Source organism: Citrobacter sp. Ce129, assembly GCF_030334545.1.
Taxonomy (GTDB): domain Bacteria; phylum Pseudomonadota; class Gammaproteobacteria; order Enterobacterales; family Enterobacteriaceae; genus Citrobacter; species Citrobacter europaeus.
This window is the reverse complement of record NZ_JAOWDS010000074.1, coordinates 117248-140235: the sequence shown is the minus strand read 5'-3', so window position 1 is coordinate 140235 and position 22988 is coordinate 117248. Positions and strand designations below refer to the sequence as shown.

Sequence of the window (22988 nt, the reverse complement as noted above, 5' to 3'; positions counted from 1 at the left end):
TGATTTTGTGGAACCGGTTTCCTATCTGTGTTTCATTCACTCAGAAGAGCGACCAACGTAAACGGATAAAACATAACGTACTCTACTGATAAAACAGGATTAAATCCGATGTCCAAGAATTATGCAGCGCTGGCGCGCTCCGTTGTGACGGCTCTGGGAGGCGTCGACAACATCACAGCAGTAACCCACTGCATGACCCGTTTGCGTTTCGTTATCAAAGATGACTCGCAGGTCGACAGCGCGACGCTGAAGACGCTCTCTGGCGTGCTCGGCGTGGTGCGTAACGATAATCAGTGCCAGGTGATTATCGGCAACACCGTTTCGCAGGCGTATCGTGAAGTGGTCAGCCTGTTGCCTGCCAACATGCAACCTGCTGAGCCGCAAACCAAACCCCGACTGACGCTGAAGCGGATTGGCGCGGGGATCCTCGACGCGCTGATCGGCACCATGTCTCCGTTGATCCCGGCAATTATCGGCGGATCAATGCTCAAGCTGCTGGCGATGGTTCTGGAAATGACCGGCGTGCTGGTGAAAGGTTCGTCCACACTCACCATTCTGACCGTTATCGGCGACGGCGCATTTTTCTTCCTGCCGCTGATGGTCGCCGCTTCGGCAGCCATCAAATTCAAAACCAACATGTCGCTGGCTATCGCCATCGCAGGGGTACTGGTGCATCCCAGCTTTATCGACCTGATGGCGAAGGCCGCGCAGGGTGAACACGTTGAGTTCGCCCTGATCCCGGTGACGGCGGTGAAGTATACCTATACGGTGATCCCGGCACTGGTCATGACCTGGTGTCTGTCTTACATCGAACGCTGGGTCGATCGCATCACTCCGGCGGTGACCAAAAACTTCCTGAAACCGATGCTGATCGTACTGATCGCCGCCCCACTCGCCATCGTCATCATTGGCCCGGTAGGCATCTGGATCGGGAGTGCGATTTCCGCGCTGGTGTATACCATTCACGGCTATCTCGGCTGGCTGTCGGTAGCCATTATGGGCGCGCTGTGGCCGCTGCTGGTAATGACCGGTATGCACCGCGTCTTTACGCCAACCATCATTCAGACTATTGCCGAGACCGGAAAAGAAGGCATGGTGATGCCGTCTGAAATCGGCGCCAACTTGTCGTTAGGCGGTTCATCGCTGGCAGTAGCATGGAAAACTAAAAACCCGGAGTTGCGTCAGACGGCGTTAGCGGCAGCTGCCTCAGCCATTATGGCGGGTATTTCCGAACCTGCGCTGTATGGCGTGGCGATCCGCCTGAAACGTCCGCTGATTGCGAGCCTTATCAGCGGCTTTATCTGCGGCGCCGTTGCCGGAATGGCCGGACTGGCAAGCCACTCCATGGCGGCTCCGGGCCTGTTCACCAGCGTACAGTTTTTCGATCCGGCCAATCCGATGACCATCGTCTGGGTATTTGGCGTGATGGCGCTGGCAGTAGTGCTTTCCTTTGTATTAACACTGATTCTCGGCTTTGAAGATATTCCTGTCGAAGATGCAGCCGCGCAGGCCAGAAAAAATCAGGCCGCACAACCGGGCAATATCAATGGAGCCAGCATTTGACTGGTATCAACTGAGGTTAATTATGTCTGTTTTTCCGCAAGGATTTTTATGGGGCGGCGCACTGGCCGCCAACCAGTCTGAAGGGGCATACCGGGAAGGCGGCAAAGGGCTGACCACCGTCGATATGATCCCTCACGGCGCACACCGGATGCCCGTCAAACTGGGTCAGGAAAAGCGCTTTACGCTTCAGGATGACGAATTTTATCCCAGCCATCAGGCGATCGACTTTTATCATCGCTATAAAGAAGATATCGCGCTGATGGCGGAAATGGGGTTTACGGTTTTTCGTACTTCCATTGCCTGGAGCCGTCTCTACCCTAACGGCGATGAACTGACGCCGAATGAAGAGGGTATCGCGTTTTACCACAGCGTGTTTGCCGAGTGTAAAAAATACGGAATTGAGCCGTTGGTCACGCTGTGCCATTTCGATGTGCCAATGCATCTGGTCACCGAGTACGGCTCCTGGCGTAACCGCAAAATGGTGGAGTTCTTTACCCGCTACGCCCGTACCTGCTTCGAGGCGTTCGACGGTCTGGTGAAGTACTGGCTGACCTTCAACGAAATCAACATTATGCTGCACAGTCCCTTTTCTGGCGCCGGGCTGGTATTTGAAGAAGGTGAAAATCAGGATCAGGTTAAATACCAGGCCGCGCACCACGAACTAATAGCCAGCGCCCTGGCGACTAAAATTGCCCATGAAATTAATCCGCAAAACCAGGTCGGTTGTATGCTGGCTGGCGGCAATTTTTATCCTTACTCCTGTAAACCGGAAGATGTATGGACCGCGCTGGAAAAAGACCGCGAAAACCTGTTCTTTATTGATGTGCAGGCGCGCGGGGCTTACCCCGCTTACTCTGCCCGTGTGTTTCGCGAAAAAGGCGTGGTGATAGAAAAAGCCCCGGAAGATGACGACATCCTGAAAAACACCGTCGATTTTGTCTCGTTTAGCTACTACGCATCGCGCTGTGCCTCTGCTGAAATGAACACCGGCAATACCAGCGCCGCCAACGTGGTGAAATCGCTGCGTAATCCATATATTGCCACCAGCGAATGGGGCTGGGGCATCGATCCGCTCGGTCTGCGCATTACCATGAACATGATGTATGACCGCTACCAGAAACCGCTGTTTCTGGTGGAAAACGGGCTGGGGGCGAAAGATGAAATCGATGCTAACGGCGAGATCAATGACGACTATCGCATCAGCTATTTACGCGAGCACATTCGCGCCATGGCAGACGCTATTGAGGATGGCGTGCCGCTGATGGGTTACACCACCTGGGGCTGTATTGATCTGGTTTCTGCCTCAACCGGTGAGATGAGCAAACGCTACGGTTTTGTGTATGTGGACCGCGATGACGCGGGTAACGGCACGCTGGCGCGCACCCGCAAGAAATCATTCTGGTGGTACAAAAAAGTGATCGCCAGCAACGGTACCGATCTGGCCTGACGGGCCTGCCGGAGGGGTCTACAGCCCTCCGGCAGAAGTACGTATTTTCATTTCATTTATTGCATTCAAAATGTGGAATCATCCTTCCAGTTTCAGGTTTGCTCGCGCCCTTTTTTACTGGCATTTTATTCAGTAGTTTTTAATCCTGGCCGTTCACCACAAGGAAACGTGTATGACTGATAAAAATGGCAAAATAGCAGTGGCTATCACCAAACCCGTACGTCGTTTGAAAGTCGGCTATGTCAGAAAACGCCATGAAGATCCCAAAACGGGTTTCACGCGACGAATCAGTCGGCACGCTTCACTCACGCTGAACGGTGACTGGCTGGAACAAGCTGGGTTTCCTACCGGTACGGCAGTAAAAGTGTCAGTGATGCAGGGGAAATTAATTATTGAGCAGGCCATTGAGTGACGAGGATACGCAGGGAAACAGGCCGGATGTCGCTCACATCCGGCACTGATACGGTTTACTCTTCCGGCGCTTCCAGCTCGGAGAATCCACCGTGTCCTTCCCAGCCAGCTAATCGCTGATAGACGGTATCAACCGCATCTTTAATCGGTTGTGTCATCGGGTAGTAAAAACCGACAATATCTGGCTGAATGCCAAGGAAAATTACCTCGCCTACGTCGTCTTTCAGCTGATCGACCAGGTAGTTCAGCGGCATGTTGTGGGTGGTCATCATGAACATCTCAGCAATATCATCAGGATCGATAATACGGATTTCACCGGGGTTTAGCCCCATGTCGGTGGCATCCACGATCAACAGACGCTGCGGGCGCAGTTCACGGATGGCGACGATGTCGTTCTCCGGCGCGCTACCGCCGTCGATGACAACCCATTGGCCTTGAGGGTTTGCGGCACACATTTCGGCCAGCAGCGGACCCGCGCCGTCATCGCCCATCATGCTGTTACCTACACATAATAAAACGTCAGTCACGGTGTCTCCTCACCATCAGATAGATAGCGCTTTCCTGGTGGATATCGTGCAGCATGCTGAGCATCAGCTTGCTCCACTCCTGCTGCTGCTGGGTCTGCACGGCACGCGCATCATCGAACGCGCGCGCCAGCATTTGCACATGGTTGAAATCGATGACTATCTCACCGTACTTCGGCACGCCTTCCATTTTCCGGCGAGCTTCACTGCCTTCGGCAAGCGTAGCAATCCACGCCAGATATTCATCCCACGGACAGGTTAACGCCGCTTCCAGGCAATCGATGATCCCAAGGTGGTGACCAATCGCCAGGCTGTAATAGACAACCTGCTGCGCCTCAGCGGGCGTTGCATCGTTCTCATCAATAAACTTACGGCTCAGTTGACTGAACACCACCGTTTCACTCATCGGATACGAGCCTCTTCGACAACATGATTAAGATGCGTGACGATCTCGGTCAGACGCGGATCGTTTTCCGCTTCCAGCCAGCGCGCCACCTGATGCTCGCCTTGCCCTAACTGCGTCATATAGTCATCAGCAATCTGGCGGCCATAGCGGTATCCCGCCAGACGGCGTGCTTCGCGGTCCACCTTCACACGCAGCGGCTGAACCATATCCGGATGCAGAATTTCCGCCGGCTGTTCGTCCAGTTCACCCGGCGCTCGCGCGTGAATTTTTTGTTCCAGCAGTCCCAGCGCCATGGCAAAGCCGTACAGCGTTGCCGCAGGCGTCGGCGGGCAACCTGGAATATACACGTCCACCGGTACGATTTTGTCCGTGCCGCCCCATACGCAGTATAAGTCGTGGAAGATACCGCCGCTGTTACCGCAGGCACCGTAAGAGATACAAATTTTCGGATCCGGGGCTGACTGCCAGGCGCGCAGTGCCGGAGAGCGCATGGCACGCGTTACCGCGCCGGTAAACAGCAGAATATCCGCATGGCGCGGCGACGGTACCACTTTGATACCAAAACGTTCGGCATCAAACAGCGGAGAAAGCGTGGCGAAAATTTCGATTTCACAGCCGTTGCAGCCGCCGCAGTCCACACGGTAAACGTACGCTGAACGCTTGATGCTTTTAAGCAGCGACGCTTTCATGCTGGCAATGGATTCATCCACCGTCATCGGCACTGGAATACCGTTGGCGTCACGTGGGCCTAATAAATTGTTCATCAGCTGGCCTCTTTCATATGGCGAGTCAGTTCAATACGGTCAGACGGCACCAGACATTTCTGGCGCTTACAATCCGGGCAGGTCTCAAAGCTTTCACGGTGGTTTTCCGCACGGCTGTCACCGTTGTGCTTCAGCAGCGCAATGGCGTAATCGATCTCTTTTTGTACCGCAAACGGGCGGTTACAGACGCGGCAATTACACAGCGCAAAGCGGGACTGCTGCAGGAAATCCTCTTTCTTCCACACCGCCAGTTCATACTCCTGCGACAGCTTGATTGCCGCCGTCGGACAGACTTCTTCGCAGCGGGCGCAGAAGATGCAGCGACCAAGGTTGAACTGCCACGCCAGCTCATGGGTAACCAGATCGGTTTCTACCGTTAGCGCGTTCGACGGGCATGCATTCACACAGGCCGCGCAGCCAATGCACTGCTGCGGATTATGTTCCGGTTTGCCACGGAAGTTTTTATCGACCGCAATCGGCTCCAGCGGATACGACGACGTCGGCGCCCCGGTTTTGATGACTTTTTTGATAAAGGTAAACATGGCGATTCCTTATTTCAGCGGCGAGTTTTTACGCTCGATGCTGTAGCGCTCAAGTTCTTTGTACGGCACGACTTTGCTCTTCTTCTTACGCACATCAACCACGGTCATACGGTCAGTACAGGAGTAGCAAGGGTCGAGGCTACCGATAATCAGCGGGGCATCGGAAACGGTGTTGCCACGCAGCATATAGCGCAGCGTCGGCCAGTTGGCGTACGTCGCCGCACGGCAGCGCCAGCGATACAGTTTCTGGTTGTCGCCGGTCATGCTCCAGTGGATGTCATCTCCGCGCGGCGCTTCAGCAAAGCCCAGTGCGAAGCGGTGAGGAATATAGGTAAAGCCTTCCACCATCAGCGGGCCGCCCGGCAGGTTATCCAGACCAAAGTCGATCATATTCAGTGCGGTGTAGACTTCATTGATACGGACTTTCAGACGAGAAATAACGTCGCAACCCTGCTCGCTATGAACTTCCATCGGCAGCAGACCATAACCGACAAACGGGTGATCGGCACGGGTGTCACGCGCGTGACCGCTGGCGCGTACCATCGGGCCGACGTTACTGAAGTCTCGAGCAATTTCCGGATCCAGACGACCAATACCAACGGTACGTTGTTCCATGTTCGGCGTGCTGAGCAGCATATCGACCAGTTCCTGCACGTCACGGCGCATCTGCTGCGCCAGTTGACGGGTCTGGATCATATCCTCTTTCAACAGGTCGCGACGAATACCGCCGATCAGGTTCAGACCGTAGGTTTTACGTGCCCCGGTGAGGATCTCGGCCATCTTCATCGACGTTTCGCGCACGCGGAAGAACTGCATAAAGCCGGAGTCAAAACCGGTGAAGTGACAGGCCAGGCCGAGGTTCAGCAGGTGCGAGTGCAGACGCTCAACTTCCAGCAGAATGGCGCGGATCATCTGCGCACGCTCTGGCACCACGATGCCCATCGCATTCTCAACGGAGGTGGTATATGCGGTGCTATGCGCAAAACCGCAGATACCGCACACGCGATCCGACAGGAACGTGACTTCGTTATAACCCATACGGGTTTCCGCCAGTTTCTCCATGCCGCGGTGAACATAGAACAGACGGTAGTCGGCGTCGATGATGTTCTCGCCGTCAACGAACAGGCGGAAGTGACCGGGTTCATCGGAGGTGACGTGCAGCGGACCAATTGGCACCACGTTGTTTTTCTTGTCGCCCAGTTCGTTGATGAACTCGTAGGTTTCGGCATCGGTGGTCGGGGCCGGGCGCTGACGATAATCCATACTGTCTTTACGCAGTGGGTAGAGTTCGTCCGGCCAGTCATCCGGCAGTACCAGACGACGTTCATCCGGTAAACCTACCGGGATCAAACCGTACATATCGCGCACTTCGCGCTCGCCCCAGACTGCAGCCGGAACGCGCGGCGTGACGGACGGAAACTCCAGCTTATTGGCATCGACCTCAACGCGGACGGTTATCCAGCACTTGGTGCCCTGCTCCATCGACATCACGTAGTAAACGGCATAATGGCCGCACAGCTGGCGTTCGTCGTTACCAAACAGCACGGACAACCAGCCACCCTGTTTGTAGTACAGGAACTCCACCACTTCCGGCAGGTAGTTCACCTTGACGGTGATCGTCAGTTGATCTTTGGTCTGCCAGGCTTCATCCAGTACGACACCCGGAAAGGCCTGGTGCAGCGCAGCGAGATATTGTTGACCTAATTTTTCTTCAGACATGCTCAAACTCTCTTAAATCACGCCACCAGCAAGGAGACGAACGCTAAAAACGCAAACCCAAAACCGGCCCAGGTCACGCGTGAAGTGGCGCAAAAACGCAGACGCGCCATGCTGTTTTCGAACAGGGCGATAACCAGCACGCCGAGGACCAGTTTGACGACGGCAATCACCAGCGCCAACAGCAGCCCACCGGCGGTGAAGGTTTCCATCTGTCCCCACGGCAGGAACACGCCGACGAACATTTGCAGAACGACCAGTTGCTTGAGGCTAATGCCCCATTTCAGCACCGCAAAACCGCTGCCGCTGTATTCGGTCAATGGACCTTCCTGCAGCTCCTGCTCTGCTTCCGCCAGATCGAATGGCAGTTTGCCCATTTCGATAAAGGTGGCGAAAGCACAGGCGCACAGCGCCAGAATCAGCGGGATGCTGCGCGCAGCAGGCCAGTGATAAATGGTATCGGCGATATTGCTGATATGAGTTGAGCCAGCAACCTGCGCCGCTACCCACAGCCCCAACAGCAGGATAGGTTCAACCAGTACGCCGAGCATCGCTTCGCGGCTGGCGCCAATAGCGGTAAATGGGCTACCGGTATCCAGACCCGCGATAGAGAAGAAGAAACGGGCGATGGCGAACAGGTAAATCAAGGTGATCAGATCGCCCAGTTGCGGCAGCGGCGAGCCAACGGTCACTACCGGCAACGCGGTGGCGATAGTCAGCATCACGCCCACCATCACGAACGGTGTCAGGCGGAAAACCCAGCTGGAATCCGCAGGCGCAATGCTCTGACGGCCCAGCAGTTTGATAATGTCGCGGTATTCCTGCAAAACGCCCGGACCACGGCGATTGTGCAAACGCGCACGCGCCACGCGGGTAACACCGGAAAGTAGCGGCGCAACGGCAAACAGCACCAGCGCCTGAATTAACGGATATAAAACACTCATTCTCAGGCTCCTCGTGAAACCACAATCACCACCAGCACCGCCAGCTCAATCAATGCCAGACGACGGAACAGCACCGGCGCAGCCGCATTCTGCCAGCCCGGAACCAGTGATACCGGGTTTAGCCATTTACGCAGTTTGAGTACCGGGGCAAAGGCTTCTTTCACCGGCATGGCAAAACCGTGCGCGGTAATGACCATTGACTGCTCATGATCGTAACCACACACCCATGCCGTACCGCGTGAACGCGACGGCAGACGGTTGCCTTTGAAAATTGCCATGATGATGAACGGCAGCAGCGGACATGCGATTAGCAGCAGCGTGATCATTGGCTGAGAAACGGTGGTGTTCGCAGTTTCCAGCGGCAGCGGAACGGCAGAGGAGATCATCGGCAGCAGCCACGGCGCCGCCACGCCGCCAATCACGCAACAGATAGCCAGCGCAACGACGCTCACCCCCATCAGGATTGGCGCGCAGCAGGCGTTTTCAGCTTCCTTCGTGCGCGGTGCGCCAAGGAACGTAACGCCATACACTTTCGCCATACACATCACCGCCAGCGCGCCGGTAATCGCCAGTCCTACCGCCAGCAACGGTCCTAACAGACGGCCGACAAACGCGCCGCTGTTGCCAAGCTTAAAGAAGGACTGGTAGATAACCCACTCACCGGCAAAACCGTTCAGCGGCGGCAGTGCGGCCATCGCCATCAGGCCAACCAGCATCGCCAGAGAGATAACCGGCATACGTTTACCAATACCACCCAGTTTTTCGATATCACGATGACCGGTACGGAACCAGATGCTACCTGCGCCCAGGAACAGAACGCTTTTGAACAGGCTGTGGTTTACCAGGTGGTACAGACCGCCGGTCAAACCTAGCGCAATCAGCGCCGGTTGATTCAGGGAAATCCCGGTCACGCCAGCACCCAGACCCAGCAGAATAATGCCGATGTTTTCCAGCGTGTGGTACGCCAGCAGACGCTGAATGTTGTGTTCCATCAGCGCATACAGACCGCCGACAAATGCGGTGATCATACCCAGCACCAGCAGCGTAATCCCCCACCACAGCGGCGCGTTACCGCCCAGCAGCGACAGGGAGAGAATACCCAGCAGCCCCACCTTCATGACGACGGTAGAGAACAGCGCCGCAGCCGGTGCGCTGGCGTTGGCGTGCGCCTGTGGCACCCATCCGTGCAGCGGAATAATCCCGGCCAGCAGGCCAAAACCCGCCACGCCCAGCAGCCAGATGTCAGAGCCAAGGGGCAGCTCCTGAGTACGCAGGTCAAGCAGGCGCAACTCCAGGGTGCCGTAACGTTGCCACACCAGGTAACAGGCAATAGCCAGCAGCAGCGTACCGACGCGTCCCAGCGCAAACCACAGTTTGCCCTCTTTACTGCAGCCGGTGAGGAACACGGCGCACAGCGCCATGATTTCCGCCATCACCACCAGCGTTCCGAGGTTGCTGGCCACTACCGCACATACCGCCGCGGCCATCAGCAGATTCACCAGCAGGCCGTTAGCTTTCACCTGAGGATGACGATGCCAGTCAATGTTGTACAGGCTGACAAACAGGCCGCACAGGCCCAGTGTAATCAGCCAGATAGCATTAAGCGGAGTAATTTGCAGACTGTGACCAATAAACGGCATCACGCCGCTCACTGCCAGCGCATTAGTCAGAACGGTAAAACCCGCGGCTGCCGTACACAGGCTGCCGACCGCACCGCCAACCCCGGCAATCCAGCCGCTCAGCGATTTATGAAATGAAAACAGAAATGCCAGAACCGCAGCCGCTGTAAACCAGGCCACGCCGCTGTTAATTAGTGAAATTGCGCTCATTTTGCATCTCCACTCTGAGCCTGCTGAAACAAGGTGAGATCGCCGAAATCGGTATTGAAAGTCAGCTCACGCTTACGTTTGCTGGCGCGGGCGATATCCATGTTGCTCACCAGATGCAGGGCTTTGGTTGGGCACATGCGTACACAGGCCGGACCAAGCTCATCAAAACTGCACAGATCGCATTTCACCGCGATGGCGCGAACGCCCGGAACCCAATCCAGCAGCGTGCTCACGCGGGCAGGCGCTGGCGGAGCCGGAGGCGCTTTTGGCGTATTGGCGTTTGCCGGGATATGCAGCGGACGGCTACCGGAAAACTCAATTGCGCCAAACGGACAGGCAATCCCGCACAGTTTGCAGCTTACGCACAGGCTTTCATTCAGTTGCACGGCACCATCAACGCGATTAATCGCATTAACCGGACAAACGGTGGCGCAAGGCGCATCTTCACACTGGTGGCAAAGCTGCGGGGCGGATTCTTTTTCATTTAACATCACTTTCAGGCGCGGCATTGACTGCAGGCCATGCTGGCGATGTGTCTCTGAGCAGGCGGCTTCACAGGTGTGGCAGCCGATACAAAGAGTGGAGTCAGCAATTACAAAACGATTCACCAGGCATTCCTCAGGTGATAGTCATTTTTGACGAAAACATGTCTGGTAAATGTCATTTCGACATTTTTCGACATGCCCATTCCCTAAACTGTCGTGACGCAATATGAAAGCGCATCATGACAAAAGTGGGCAGCACCCGAGGCTTAAGCCGGGCTGTGTCCCTCAACCAGTTGGCTTAAATTCACCGGCATATTGTTCTCAACCGCGGTGTACAGGCTGTCGTAGACGGTGGCGATTTTTTCGAGATAGTGCTCCAGCACCTGCTCGCGATCGCGGTTGCTGATACGCTCATCGACTTTACCGTCGATGGTCAACTCTGCCCGTGCAATCAGTTGTTTATCATCACCATCTTTCGTTTCAACGTAGTATTCGATGGTGTGGCTGTTAAAGCCGTCCGCCAGCGTGACGTAGATAGTGAAGTGTTCAAAAAGGACGAAGCAGAGATCCTTGTCCGGTGCGCAGCTCATTGCATGATGCAAACGCGCTTTTGACAGGGTGATCCCCTGAACCAGCGAGTTACAGTAAATACGCCACTGGTCCTGTAGGCGACGGTGCCGTTCAGCGATGTAATCGGCTTTTTCGCTTATTTCCCAAATAGTCATGTCAGGTTACCCGTTTAGCAGAGATGAACACCCTTAAGCACATTTCATGCCAAAATTAAAATTCTTTATTTTCATATAGATAAAAAACATAAACCCGGTGACGACGTGTCATTTCGTCATCGTCGTCATTGTCACTCGCGGGAAATTTCAACCTGGCATGTTTATTGCTTTTAATATCGCAACTTCACAGGAGGCGGTATGCACGAAATAACCCTCTGCCAACGGGCACTGGAATTGATTGAACAACAGGCCACGCAATACGGTGCTCAGCGAGTAACTGGGGTCTGGCTCAAAATTGGCGCATTTTCTTGCGTAGAAACCAGCGCTCTCGCCTTTTGTTTTGATCTGGTATGCCGCGGGACCCTTGCAGAAGGTTGTAAACTCCACCTCGAAGAACAAGAAGCCGAATGTTGGTGCGAATCTTGTCAGCAATACGTCACCTTACTGACGCAACGCGTGCGCAGATGTCCGCAATGCAACAGCGATATGCTGAGAATTGTGGCCGATGACGGCTTACAGATTCGACGTATTGAAATAGATGAAACTCCAGCGCCGGATGCCGACGCCTAAGCGTCTTGTCCGGCCTACAGGAATGGCCTGAGTTGTTGGCCGGAAAAGACGAAGCCGCCATCCGGCAACAGATATACCGCAAGATAAAGATCAGGAGTGAGCGATGTGTACGACATGTGGTTGCGCTGAAGGCAACCTTTATATAGAGGGTGATGAGCATAATCCCCACTCGGCGTTTCGCAGCGCGCCATTTGCCCCGGCAGCTCGTCCGGCGTTGAACATTACCGGTGTGAAGACATCCAGTTTCACGCCAAGCCAGACCGAAGAAGGCGATTTGCACTACGGTCACGGAGAAGCAGGCACCCACGCGCCAGGCATGAGCCAGCGTCGGATGCTGGAAGTGGAAATTGACGTGCTGGACAAAAACAACCGTCTGGCCGAGCGCAACCGCGCCCGCTTTGCTGCCCGTCAACATCTGGTGCTGAACCTTGTCTCAAGCCCTGGCTCCGGTAAAACCACGCTACTGACCGAAACGCTGATGAAGCTTAAAGACAGCGTGCCGTGCGCCGTGATTGAAGGCGACCAGCAGACGGTTAATGATGCCGCCCGTATTCGCGCCACAGGCACCCCAGCCATTCAGGTCAACACCGGTAAAGGCTGTCACCTCGACGCCCAAATGATTGCTGACGCCGCGCCGCGTTTGCCGCTTGAAGACAACGGCATTCTGTTCATTGAAAACGTCGGGAACCTGGTTTGCCCGGCCAGCTTCGACCTCGGCGAGCGTCATAAAGTGGCGGTGCTTTCCGTCACCGAAGGTGAAGACAAGCCGCTAAAATACCCACATATGTTTGCCGCCGCGTCGCTGATGCTGCTCAACAAAGTCGATCTGCTGCCGTACCTCAATTTTGACGTAGAGAAGTGCATCGCCAGCGCCCGGGAAGTGAACCCCGAAATTGAGATTATCCTGATTTCTGCCACCAGCGGCGAAGGCATGGATCAATGGCTCTCCTGGCTGGAGGCGCAGCGATGTGCATAGGTGTTCCGGGTCAAATCCGCACCATTGATGGCAACCAGGCTAAAGTCGACGTTTGCGGTATTCAGCGTGACGTCGACCTGACGCTGGTCGGAAGCTGCGATGAACATGGTCAACCTCGTCTGGGTCAGTGGGTGCTGGTCCACGTCGGTTTTGCCATGAGCATCATTAATGAAGCTGAAGCGCGCGACACGCTCGACGCGCTGCAAAATATGTTTGACGTTGAGCCGGATGTCGGCGCATTGCTGTATGGCGAGGAAAAATAATGCGTTTTGTTGACGAATACCGCGCACCAGAACAGGTGATGCAGTTGATAGAGCACCTGTGTGAACGTGCCGCACTCCTCCCCTACACGGCTGAACGCCCGCTGCGCATCATGGAAGTTTGTGGTGGTCATACCCACGCTATCTTCAAGTTCGGTCTCGACCAGTTATTGCCTGAAAATGTCGAGTTTATTCATGGACCAGGCTGCCCGGTTTGCGTTCTGCCGATGGGCAGAATCGACAGCTGTGTTGAAATCGCCAGCCATCCAGAAGTGATTTTCTGCACCTTTGGCGATGCGATGCGCGTCCCGGGTAAACAAGGTTCTTTGCTACAAGCCAAAGCACGCGGCGCAGATATCCGCATCGTCTATTCACCGATGGATGCGCTGAAGCTGGCGCAGGAAAACCCAACGCGTAAGGTAGTGTTCTTTGGCCTGGGTTTTGAAACCACAATGCCAACCACCGCCATCACCCTGCAGCAGGCAAAACAGCGTAACGTGCAGAACTTTTACTTTTTCTGCCAGCACATCACGCTTATTCCTACGCTGCGCAGTCTGCTGGAGCAGCCGGACAACGGCATCGACGCCTTTTTAGCGCCAGGCCACGTCAGCATGGTGATTGGTACCGATGCCTATAACTTCATTGCGTCAGACTTCCATCGTCCGTTAGTGGTCGCCGGTTTCGAACCGCTCGATTTGCTGCAGGGCGTGGTGATGTTGATTGAACAGAAGATTGCCGAGCATAGTCAGGTCGAAAACCAGTACCGCCGCGTGGTGCCGGACGCCGGTAACGCGTTAGCGCAAAAGGCTATCGCCGACGTGTTCTGCGTCAATGGCGACAGTGAATGGCGCGGCCTGGGCGTAATTGAATCCTCTGGCGTTCACCTGACGCCAGACTATCAGCGTTTTGATGCCGAAGCGCATTTCCAGCCAGCGCCGCAGCAGGTGTATGACGATCCGCGCGCCCGTTGCGGAGAGGTATTGACCGGCCGATGCAAACCGCATCAGTGCCCGCTATTTGGCAAAACCTGTAACCCGGAGACCGCGTTTGGCGCCCTGATGGTCTCCTCAGAAGGCGCATGTGCCGCCTGGTATCAGTATCGTCAGCAGGAGTGTGAAGCATGAACAGCGTACAACTCGCCCACGGTAGCGGCGGTCAGGCTATGCAGCAGTTGATCAACAGTCTGTTTATGGAAGCTTTTGCTAATCCGTGGCTGGCAGAACAAGAGGATCAGGCACGTCTGGAACTGGCGCAGCTGGTGGCAGAAGGCGATCGTCTGGCATTTTCAACCGACAGCTATGTTATCGATCCGTTGTTCTTCCCGGGCGGCAATATCGGCAAGCTGGCTATTTGCGGTACGGCTAACGACGTAGCGGTCAGCGGCGCAATCCCGCGCTACCTCTCCTGTGGTTTTATCCTCGAAGAGGGTCTGCCGATGGAGACGCTGAAAACCGTCGTTAACAGCATGGCAGCAACCGCGCGCGAAGCGGGCATCGCCATCGTAACCGGCGATACTAAAGTCGTGCAGCGCGGCGCAGCAGACAAGCTGTTCATCAACACCGCCGGAATGGGGGCGATCCCCGCCAACATTCACTGGGGGGCACAGACCCTCAGCCCGGGCGATGTGCTGCTGGTCAGCGGTACGCTTGGCGATCACGGCGCAACTATCCTTAACCTGCGCGAACAGTTGGGTCTTGATGGTGAACTGGTCAGCGACTGCGCGGTATTAACGCCGCTTATCCAGACGCTACGTGATATTCCCGGCGTGAAGGCGCTGCGTGACGCGACCCGTGGCGGCGTGAATGCGGTAACGCATGAATTTGCCGCCTCATGCGGATTTGGTATTGAGCTGTCTGAAGCGGCCCTGCCCGTGAAGCCCGCGGTGCGCGGCGTTTGCGAACTGCTGGGTCTGGATGCGCTCAACTTTGCTAACGAGGGCAAGCTGGTGATTGCCGTTGAGCGCCAGGCGGCTGAAACGGCGCTTGCCGCGCTGCGCGCGCATCCGTTAGGGCGCGATGCCGCAATGATTGGTGAAGTGGTGGAACGCAAAGGTGTACGTCTTGCCGGACTCTACGGCGTGAAACGAACCCTCGATTTACCGCACGCCGAGCCATTGCCTCGTATATGCTAACAGCCGGTTGGCAGCAAGCTGTAGGCCGGATAAGACGCATTTGCGTCGACATCCGGCATTAACGATGCATTTTCGCCTGATGGCGCTTTGCCGATCGGGCCTACGGTTCGTGTAGCCGGACCAATCCGGCAATAAATTACGACTTATACCTATAATTCATTTACCGTTTTCGCACCGTTCTGCGGTGCTTTTCCTGGAAAAGCAATATGTCGTATACACCGATGAGTGACCTTGGACAGCAAGGCCTGTTCGATATTACTCGTACATTATTACAGCAGCCCGATCTCCCGTCTCTCAGCGAGGCGCTTTCGCAGCTGGTCAAGCGTTCAGCGCTGGCCGACTGTGCGGCTATTGTCTTGTGGCAGGCACAAACGCAGCGTGCGCGTTATTTTGCGACGCGTGAAAATGGTAAACCCATCGATTATGAAGACGAAACGGTGCTGGCGCATGGCCCGGTACGCCGTATTTTGTCTCGCCCCGATGCGCTGCACTGCAACTATCATGAGTTTACGGAAACCTGGCCGCAACTGGCCTCAGGCGGGCTGTATTCTGAATTTGGCCACTACTGTCTGTTGCCGCTGGCGGCAGATGGGCGAATCTTTGGCGGCTGCGAATTCATCCGTAATGAAGATCGGCCGTGGAGTGAAAAAGAGTACAACCGGCTGCAGACCTTCACGCAAATAGTCGGCGTTGTTGCTGAACAAATTCAAAGCAGGGTCAGCAACAACGTCGATTACGATTTACTGTGCCGCGAGCGCGACAACTTTCGCATCCTGGTCGCCATCACCAATGCGGTGCTCTCGCGTCTCGACATTGATGAACTGGTTAGCGAAGTCGCCAAGGAGATCCATCACTACTTCGACATTGATGCCATCAGCATCGTGTTACGCAGCGATCGCAAGAATAAACTCAGCATTTATTCCACCCATTATCTGGATGAACATCATCCGGCGCACGAACAAAGTGAGGTGGACGAAGCAGGCACACTCTCTGAACGGGTCTTCAAAAGCAAAGAGATGCTGCTGATTAACCTGAGTGAACGCGATACCCTTGCTCCTTACGAACGGATGCTGTTCGAAACCTGGGGCAACCAGCTACAGACTCTGTGCCTGCTGCCGCTGATGTCCGGCAATACTATGCTCGGCGTACTGAAGCTGGCGCAGTGCGAAGAGAAAGTGTTCACCACCGCCAACCTAAAACTACTGCGTCAAATCGCCGAACGCGTGGCGATCGCCGTAGATAACGCCCTCGCCTACCAGGAGATCCACCGCCTGAAGGAACGTCTGGTCGACGAAAACCTGGCGTTGACGGAACAACTCAACAACGTGGAGAGTGAGTTCGGCGAAATCATTGGCCGCAGCGAAGCGATGTACAGCGTACTCAAACAGGTCGAAATGGTGGCGCAAAGCGACAGCACCGTCCTGATTCTGGGTGAAACCGGAACGGGTAAGGAGCTAATCGCGCGAGCAATTCACAACCTGAGCGGACGCAACGCCCGCCGAATGGTGAAAATGAACTGCGCGGCAATGCCTGCCGGATTGCTGGAAAGCGATCTGTTTGGCCATGAGCGCGGCGCGTTTACCGGGGCCAGCACGCAGCGGATTGGGCGTTTCGAACTGGCGGACAAAAGTTCGTTGTTCCTCGACGAAGTTGGCGACATGCCGCTGGAACTTCAGCCGAAGCTGCTGCGCGTTCTGCAGGAGCAGGAGTTTGAACGTCTGGGCAGCAATAAGCTGATCCAGACCGACGTTCGCTTGATCGCCGCCACCAACCGCGATCTGAAAAAGATGGTCGCCGATCGCGAGTTTCGTAACGATCTCTACTATCGGCTGAACGTCTTCCCGATCCATCTGCCGCCGCTGCGTGAGCGCCCGGAAGATATTCCGCTACTGGTGAAAGCCTTCACCTTTAAGATTGCCCGCCGGATGGGGCGCAATATCGACAGTATTCCCGCCGAAGCTCTGCGTACGCTGAGCAATATGGAATGGCCGGGTAACGTGCGTGAACTGGAAAACGTGGTAGAGCGCGCGGTTCTGCTCACCCGAGGCAACGTGCTGCAACTGTCCCTGCCGGATGTTGTCGCGTTGGCGCCATCCACCCCACCAGTGGCGACCGAAGTCGCGCAGGACGGCGAAGATGAATATCAGTTGATAATGCGCGTGCTAAAAGAGACCAACGGCGTCGTTGCCGGTCCGAAAGGCGCGGCGCAAAGACTGGGGCTGAAACGCACAACGTTACTCTCACGCATGAAACGATTGGGCATTGATAAGGATGCACTGGTTTAGCCAGTGTGGTTATACTGGGTGATATCTCAACGAAAGGAGGCAGTATGGCGGTATCAGCACGTAATCAATTAACCGGTACGGTGAGCGCAGTCGCTACGGGCGCAGTGAATGATGAAGTTGAACTGACGCTGGCTGGCGGCGCAAAACTGGTCGCGATTGTAACCCATAGCAGCCAGCAGGCGTTGGGTCTGGCAAAAGGGAAAGAGGCAATTGCCCTGATTAAAGCGCCGTGGGTAACGCTGGCAACAGAAGACTGCGGCCTGAAGTTCTCCGCCCGTAACCAGTTTGCCGGTAGCGTTTCCCAGGTCACTGAAGGCGCAGTCAACGCCACGGTACATATCAAAACTGACGCAGGCTTTGAGATTGTTGCCGTCGTCACCAACGAAAGTCAGCAAGAGATGAAACTGAGCCAGGGAAGCCGCGTTGTTGCGCTGATCAAAGCCTCAGCCATTCTGATTGCCACCAAAGCGTAATCACCATTCGTCAACGCATGGCCAGTTTGCCCGATAGCGCTGTGCTTATCGGGCCTACGCGGCAGGAGCGCTTGCTCTCGTAGGCCAGATAAAGCATCGCCGCCATCCGGCATAGAATTACTTCTTCCGCTGGTATTTCTCTGGCAATTCCGGTACCGGACGTTTGTCATCAATCAGATGACGCACGGTCAGAATCGGATGACGCCAGAGCATTCTTGGTCCAGCCCAGCGCATAATTTGCTTCATCTCTTCGCGTTTAGCTGGTTGATAACAGTGCACAGGGCACTGTTTACAGGCCGGTTTTTCCTCACCAAATACGCACTTATCGAGGCGCTTTTGCGCATAGGCAAACAACGCATCGTAATGCCCCGGCTCGTCTGAAGCCTGCGGACACTGGCTTTCATACAGCGAGATCATTCTCTGGATCGTCATTTTTTCACGTGCAATACGTTTGCCGGACATGATGCCTCCACAATTAAGTTGCATAAATAATACACCTTAACAGTGAAGGCAACCATCACATGAGATCAATTCCCCACGAGAATGACTAAATTGCCCTGCGTTTATAAGGACGGTAGTGCGGTAGCCAAAAGTTATCGTTGATGCTCTGCAACAGCGCGTCGTCGCTCATCTTCTCTGCCACACCTGACTGCTGCGCCGTCTTGCCGACCTCGAAGGCAATGCGGCGCGTCACGTCACAGATTGTCCCAATCTCCGGCAACAGAGCGCCTTCCCCGTTATGCACCAGCGGAGAAGCATCGGCCAGCGCACGGCTTGCCGCCATCAACATGGCTTCTGTTATTCGCGCCGCGCCGCTGGCGATAGCCCCCAGACCGATGGCCGGGAAAACATAAACGTTATTGCACTGCGCAACCGGAATGGAACACCCATTGAATTCAACCGCATCGCAGGGACTGCCGGTCGCGATGATGGCCCGTCCTTCGGTCCAGCGAACAATATCTTCTGGCCGCGCTTCCATTCTCGAGGTGGGATTCGACAACGGCATAACAATCGGCCGATCGCAGTATTGGTACATCGTGCTAATCACCTCTTGCGAAAATAATCCGGCCTGGCCCGACACTCCCAGCATCACCGAAGGTTTGGCATTGTGGATAACCTCCAGTAACGACGGTGTCTGCCCCTCATACAGCCAGTCAGATAAGGCCACAGGAGGCTGCGCCAGCGGTTGCTGGAAATCCGCTAATCCATGATTGGTGGTCATCACCAGACCGTCGCGATCCACCATAAAAATGGTCCGTCGGGCTTCGGCCTGGCTCATTCCTTCAGAGATGCGGCAGGCGATAATATGTCGGGCGATCCCACATCCGGCAGCACCCGCGCCCACAATCACAATCGATTGCTGACGGAAATCGCGGCCGCTGCCACGACAGGCAGCAACCACGGTCGCCAGAGCCACCGACGCCGTGCCCTGAATATCATCATTAAAACAGCACAGCTCATCGCGATAGCGGTCCAGTAGCGGTACAGCGGTATGCTGGGCGAAATCTTCAAACTGCAGCAGAACGTTAGGCCAGCGCCGTTTTACGGCAGCAATAAACATACCAATGAATGCGAAGTAGTCTTCGCCAGTTATGCGCGGATGACGCCAGCCGATATAGCGCGGATCGTCCAGCAGTCGCGTATTGTTCGTACCGACATCCAGCAGAATGGGTAGCGTATTCGCCGGATTAACCCCGCCACAGACGGTATAGAGCGACAGTTTCCCGATAGGGATCCCCATACCGCCAACGCCCTGGTCACCTAGTCCCAGAATGCGCTCACCATCAGTGACGACGATGACCTTGATATCGTGTCGTGGAATATCATGCAAAATATCGTCAATACGATCGCGATCGGGCCAGGAAATAAAGACACCACGCGCCCGACGATATATCCAGGAGAATTTTTCGCAGGCAGCCCCGACTACTGGGGTATAAACGATTGGCAACATCTCGGGCAGGTGCTTTTTCAACAGGTAATAAAATAAAGTTTCGTTGGTATCCTGGATATTACGCAGGTAAATATGTCGAGCGCTGTGGGATTCAGCCTCAAGATATTGTTGATACGCCCGCTCAGCTTGTTCATCAATATTCTCAATCGCACAAGGCAGTAGCCCACTCAGGTTAAAGTCATGTCTTTCTTGCTGCGTGAAGCTACTTCCCTTGTTTAATAACGGAGACTCAAGCAGTAACTTCCCCGTAAACGGGACGTATAAAACATCGTTTGTCACGTTGCCATCCATAAATTACAACCAGATAAAAAAATAAGAGCCTGCATTAACAGGCTCTCAGGATTCAAATCAGGACATAGTTGGCAACCAGCATCGCCGCGATACCGGCCAGCGCTGGAAGCAGCGTTCTTCTGACAATCATAAACGGTGAGCATTCCCCTGCCTTGCTTACCGCAATAATGATGCCAGCCACCGGAGACATTGAACGCCCCATTCCCGCCATCAACTGCATTGGCAGGATCATATTGACAGCGTTCTCACCGAATTTTGCCGCAATCGAAGGTGCCAGGCCGGAGAAAGAGAAAAAGGCTGCAACGCCAGAGCCAGTCAGGACGGCGGTGACGCCCACCAGCGCGGTCATTACCAGCGTCATGCTGGTAAAACCCAGCCCTGCGTTTTGCACGGACTGCAACAGGTAGTCCACCGCGCCAATTTTCTGCAGCCCCTGGGCATAAATATCCGCACATACCAGCAAGGAAACGATGCTGGTAAACATGCTGCCCATCCCTTTGAAAAAGACCTGTAATCCTTTGCAGCAGCTTTTGAAATCTCGGGTAGCCACCAGTTCGAAGAAAAACGCGACGACCGCGCCAAGGATCATTGCTGTGACCACGTCAATTTTGATGGATTTGATAACCAAAGGGCTAAAGACCAGCACCAGTACCACAGGCAGGACGGGCAACAGCGCATAAATGACGGGCACCTTACGGCCTTCTTCTTCCGCTTGTGCTACGCTTTGCGCTCCAGGAACAAAGCCATCTTTTTTGTCGAAATACTTCGCGCTGAAGTAAATCACCACCGCCACGGCCAGCATTACGACCACCGCCACTGGCATCTGGTAATGAGCAAAGTAGATAGCGCTTTCCATGCCAGCATGCTTGGCTGCCAGATTCGCCGTACCAACCGCGGGCCCTAAATCCATAAACGCGCACAGACCGATCATCGCGGCCGCGGAGGCTTTACTGACTCCCAGGCGTACCAGGACCGGGAAGAATGTTACCAGCAGCAACATTGCCAGACCTGCCGCACTTGAAATTGCCACGTGCAGAAGCTGTGCGCAGATATACCCTAACGCAAGGATCAGGTATGGCGCTTTAATCACCTGCAGCGGTCGAATGCACATATTCACCATCGCGTTCGACGCTTTAATGTGATCCATATAGCTGGCAAATCCACCCGCCGCCATGATGATAAGACCAATACCCGCGATTTGTGTGGTAAGCGATTCTTTTGCAAAACTAAAGATATCCAGCCAGGTTGACCCCGTGGATTTTGCTTTATCATAAAGAATGCTGTTTTCAGGATAAAACAGTACGGTAATGGTCAATAATGCCAGTCCAGCGAGTAATAGAACAGTTTGCGGCTGATAGTTTTTCACAATTAACCATGCAGCAATAACTGTTATCACTATTGCTATAATAAACGCCGTCATAATAACAATTCCTATGCCATACAAATCGGGTAGGGTTTTCTGTCATATCATCATAGCTTATGTAGGATAGTAAAAAATCACACCTATATATAAGCAGCTATAATATGCACGTAAATTTAACGTATTACATACTCAAATATTCAGATTTAATTGTAATGGGTTGTGCGGTTGTAAAATACGGGAAAGGTGTTTTCCCACCACTTTTTGTGAGTAAGATCGCAACTCATCTGAATGCGGTCGCATCCCTCAGAAAAGGCTGGATGCGGGTTTCCAACATATTCATTCTATGATTGACGTCGAAAGCGTATTACCCTATAACAACGTTGATATACAGCAGCCATCGGGTGTTATCTATGTACAAAAAAAACACGTTAAGTCTGGATGAGTATAACTCACTTACTCTTAATATGGGTGAACTGACTGAATCTGAGTGCCGACTTAATGAGTACATTAATAAACACTTCAATGAACTCCCCTATCATGGCATTGTTGATCTCTCGCAAAATGCGATGGTAAGCAAAGCCACCATTGGCCGATTTTTAAATAAAATTGGGTTTACGGGGTATGCTGCTTTTCGCAAAGCATTAGACATTACGCTATCAAAAAATAAAATATCCGCACCCTTTGAGAAAAACATCAAACTACGTAACAACCCCAGCATTACCACTGAAAGTATCGTTACCGATTTCACCCACAAAGTATCAGAATTATTTAATCAATTTAAAAATAATATCGATATTGAAAGCCTTAATGCGTTTATCGATCTGGTATTGAACAATCAACGTCATATTTATGTCGTCGGCCCTTCATCATCTCATGCAATGGCAACGCACTTTTGTACACTGCTAAAGTACTTTCGCAGTGACATCACCCTGTTACCGACGGACATCAGCGAACTCCCCAAATGCCTCCTCAATATTGAGGAGGAGGATGTCTTGATTGTGTTCTCCTACTACCGATTTAACCGGGTAGCGCTCAATATTGCAAAGTGGTTCAGAAAAAAGAATGCCGTCGTGGTCCTGGTTACCAACTCAGAGGCGAATCCTTACGGTAAGTTCTGCGATCTGCAGTTCGTTCTTCCCAGCGACGTACAATCCATTTTTCAAAGCCGTATTCTTGGCTTCTTTTTTATCGAACTTATATTGCATCTGGCGTATGAGAAAGGTGATAGCGAGGGGAATTTTGCCCAACTGGAGGAGTTGTTCGTCTTTTTCGAAACATTTTCAGCATCAGCCCACAATACTTAGACCCACCAGCAGCCAGGAGTGTTCTCAC

Annotated in this window: 23 protein-coding genes; 11 read left to right on the top strand and 12 right to left on the bottom strand. The window is 54.0% G+C overall.

Translation table 11 applies throughout. The features are described 5' to 3' along the window. The first annotated feature begins 108 nt into the window (after positions 1 to 108). The 3 genes from ascF (at position 109) to OGV77_RS23360 (ending at position 3422) form a co-directional block, all read left to right on the top strand. Positions 109 to 1563: a PTS cellobiose/arbutin/salicin transporter subunit IIBC gene (gene ascF / locus OGV77_RS23370; RefSeq protein ID WP_043017335.1), complete on the top strand. Its 1455-nt coding sequence runs from the start codon at positions 109 to 111 to the stop codon at positions 1561 to 1563. A gap of 22 nt (positions 1564 to 1585) precedes the next feature. Then, on the top strand, positions 1586 to 3010 hold the full coding sequence (locus OGV77_RS23365; RefSeq protein ID WP_087051262.1) for a 6-phospho-beta-glucosidase: 1425 nt from the start codon (positions 1586 to 1588) through the stop codon (positions 3008 to 3010). A gap of 172 nt (positions 3011 to 3182) precedes the next feature. Then, positions 3183 to 3422: a SymE family type I addiction module toxin gene (locus OGV77_RS23360; protein ID WP_075145731.1), complete on the top strand. Its 240-nt coding sequence runs from the start codon at positions 3183 to 3185 to the stop codon at positions 3420 to 3422. Between the two features lie 55 nt (positions 3423 to 3477). On the opposite strand, the gene hycI is transcribed toward OGV77_RS23360, so the two are convergent. The 9 genes from hycI to hycA form a co-directional block, all read right to left on the bottom strand. Further along, the gene (gene hycI / locus OGV77_RS23355; protein WP_043017337.1) at positions 3478 to 3948 is read right to left on the bottom strand and encodes a hydrogenase maturation peptidase HycI; all 471 of its coding nucleotides are present in this window, start codon (positions 3946 to 3948) and stop codon (positions 3478 to 3480) included. Continuing rightward, positions 3941 to 4351, bottom strand: a complete 411-nt coding sequence (locus OGV77_RS23350; RefSeq protein ID WP_043017338.1) for a formate hydrogenlyase maturation HycH family protein — start codon at positions 4349 to 4351, stop codon at positions 3941 to 3943. Before OGV77_RS23350 ends, hycI begins: the two co-directional genes overlap by 8 nt. Further along, a complete protein-coding gene (gene hycG / locus OGV77_RS23345) occupies positions 4348 to 5115 on the bottom strand; it encodes a formate hydrogenlyase subunit HycG (protein WP_087051261.1) in 768 nt (255 codons plus the stop codon). Before hycG ends, OGV77_RS23350 begins: the two co-directional genes overlap by 4 nt. Then, positions 5115 to 5657, bottom strand: coding sequence for a formate hydrogenlyase subunit HycF (gene hycF, locus OGV77_RS23340; RefSeq protein ID WP_016154185.1), 543 nt, complete (start codon positions 5655 to 5657; stop codon positions 5115 to 5117). The genes hycG and hycF overlap by 1 nt, the downstream gene beginning before the upstream one ends. 9 nt (positions 5658 to 5666) lie before the next feature. Then, positions 5667 to 7376: a formate hydrogenlyase subunit HycE gene (gene hycE / locus OGV77_RS23335; RefSeq protein ID WP_003037393.1), complete on the bottom strand. Its 1710-nt coding sequence runs from the start codon at positions 7374 to 7376 to the stop codon at positions 5667 to 5669. A 17-nt stretch (positions 7377 to 7393) separates the two neighbouring features. After that, positions 7394 to 8317: a respiratory chain complex I subunit 1 family protein gene (locus OGV77_RS23330; protein WP_003825914.1), complete on the bottom strand. Its 924-nt coding sequence runs from the start codon at positions 8315 to 8317 to the stop codon at positions 7394 to 7396. Positions 8318 to 8319: 2 nt separating this feature from the next. Further along, positions 8320 to 10146: a formate hydrogenlyase subunit 3 gene (gene hycC, locus OGV77_RS23325; RefSeq protein WP_087051260.1), complete on the bottom strand. Its 1827-nt coding sequence runs from the start codon at positions 10144 to 10146 to the stop codon at positions 8320 to 8322. Further along, positions 10143 to 10754, bottom strand: coding sequence for a formate hydrogenlyase subunit HycB (gene hycB, locus OGV77_RS23320; RefSeq protein WP_043017341.1), 612 nt, complete (start codon positions 10752 to 10754; stop codon positions 10143 to 10145). Before hycB ends, hycC begins: the two co-directional genes overlap by 4 nt. 143 nt (positions 10755 to 10897) lie before the next feature. Continuing rightward, on the bottom strand, positions 10898 to 11356 hold the full coding sequence (gene hycA / locus OGV77_RS23315) for a formate hydrogenlyase regulator HycA (RefSeq protein WP_043017342.1): 459 nt from the start codon (positions 11354 to 11356) through the stop codon (positions 10898 to 10900). Between the two features lie 198 nt (positions 11357 to 11554). Here hycA and hypA point away from each other — a divergent pair, with 198 nt between their 5' ends. From hypA to OGV77_RS23280, 7 genes are all read left to right on the top strand, one after another. After that, the gene (hypA, locus tag OGV77_RS23310; protein ID WP_016154191.1) at positions 11555 to 11926 is read left to right on the top strand and encodes a hydrogenase maturation nickel metallochaperone HypA; all 372 of its coding nucleotides are present in this window, start codon (positions 11555 to 11557) and stop codon (positions 11924 to 11926) included. 103 nt (positions 11927 to 12029) lie between these two features. Next, complete coding sequence (hypB, locus tag OGV77_RS23305; RefSeq protein ID WP_043017343.1) at positions 12030 to 12902, top strand: hydrogenase nickel incorporation protein HypB; 873 nt, start codon at positions 12030 to 12032, stop codon at positions 12900 to 12902. Continuing rightward, positions 12893 to 13165 (top strand): hydrogenase 3 maturation protein HypC, encoded by a 273-nt coding sequence (hypC, locus tag OGV77_RS23300; protein ID WP_003037411.1) that lies wholly within the window; start codon positions 12893 to 12895, stop codon positions 13163 to 13165. Before hypB ends, hypC begins: the two co-directional genes overlap by 10 nt. Continuing rightward, the gene (gene hypD, locus OGV77_RS23295) at positions 13165 to 14286 is read left to right on the top strand and encodes a hydrogenase formation protein HypD (protein ID WP_043017344.1); all 1122 of its coding nucleotides are present in this window, start codon (positions 13165 to 13167) and stop codon (positions 14284 to 14286) included. Before hypC ends, hypD begins: the two co-directional genes overlap by 1 nt. Further along, positions 14283 to 15293 carry a hydrogenase maturation carbamoyl dehydratase HypE gene (hypE, locus tag OGV77_RS23290; protein WP_043017345.1) on the top strand — a complete coding sequence of 337 codons (1011 nt, stop codon included), beginning with the start codon at positions 14283 to 14285 and terminating at the stop codon, positions 15291 to 15293. The genes hypD and hypE overlap by 4 nt, the downstream gene beginning before the upstream one ends. 206 nt (positions 15294 to 15499) lie before the next feature. Beyond that, positions 15500 to 17578, top strand: a complete 2079-nt coding sequence (flhA, locus tag OGV77_RS23285; protein WP_087051259.1) for a formate hydrogenlyase transcriptional activator FlhA — start codon at positions 15500 to 15502, stop codon at positions 17576 to 17578. A 44-nt stretch (positions 17579 to 17622) separates the two neighbouring features. Next, entirely contained in the window at positions 17623 to 18051 is a 429-nt protein-coding gene (locus OGV77_RS23280; protein WP_003825890.1) for a TOBE domain-containing protein, read from the top strand. Positions 18052 to 18168: 117 nt separating this feature from the next. Here the strand turns inward: OGV77_RS23280 and OGV77_RS23275 are convergent, their stop codons facing one another. From OGV77_RS23275 to dcuC, 3 genes are all read right to left on the bottom strand, one after another. Next, positions 18169 to 18513, bottom strand: a complete 345-nt coding sequence (locus tag OGV77_RS23275) for a nitrous oxide-stimulated promoter family protein (protein ID WP_003825888.1) — start codon at positions 18511 to 18513, stop codon at positions 18169 to 18171. A gap of 85 nt (positions 18514 to 18598) precedes the next feature. Further along, positions 18599 to 20293 carry an NAD-dependent malic enzyme gene (locus tag OGV77_RS23270; RefSeq protein WP_087051257.1) on the bottom strand — a complete coding sequence of 565 codons (1695 nt, stop codon included), beginning with the start codon at positions 20291 to 20293 and terminating at the stop codon, positions 18599 to 18601. A 52-nt stretch (positions 20294 to 20345) separates the two neighbouring features. Beyond that, positions 20346 to 21713, bottom strand: a complete 1368-nt coding sequence (dcuC, locus tag OGV77_RS23265) for a C4-dicarboxylate transporter DcuC (RefSeq protein ID WP_080626187.1) — start codon at positions 21711 to 21713, stop codon at positions 20346 to 20348. A 353-nt stretch (positions 21714 to 22066) separates the two neighbouring features. Here dcuC and OGV77_RS23260 point away from each other — a divergent pair, with 353 nt between their 5' ends. Then, positions 22067 to 22960 carry a MurR/RpiR family transcriptional regulator gene (locus OGV77_RS23260; protein WP_087051256.1) on the top strand — a complete coding sequence of 298 codons (894 nt, stop codon included), beginning with the start codon at positions 22067 to 22069 and terminating at the stop codon, positions 22958 to 22960. The last annotated feature ends 28 nt before the right edge of the window (positions 22961 to 22988 follow it).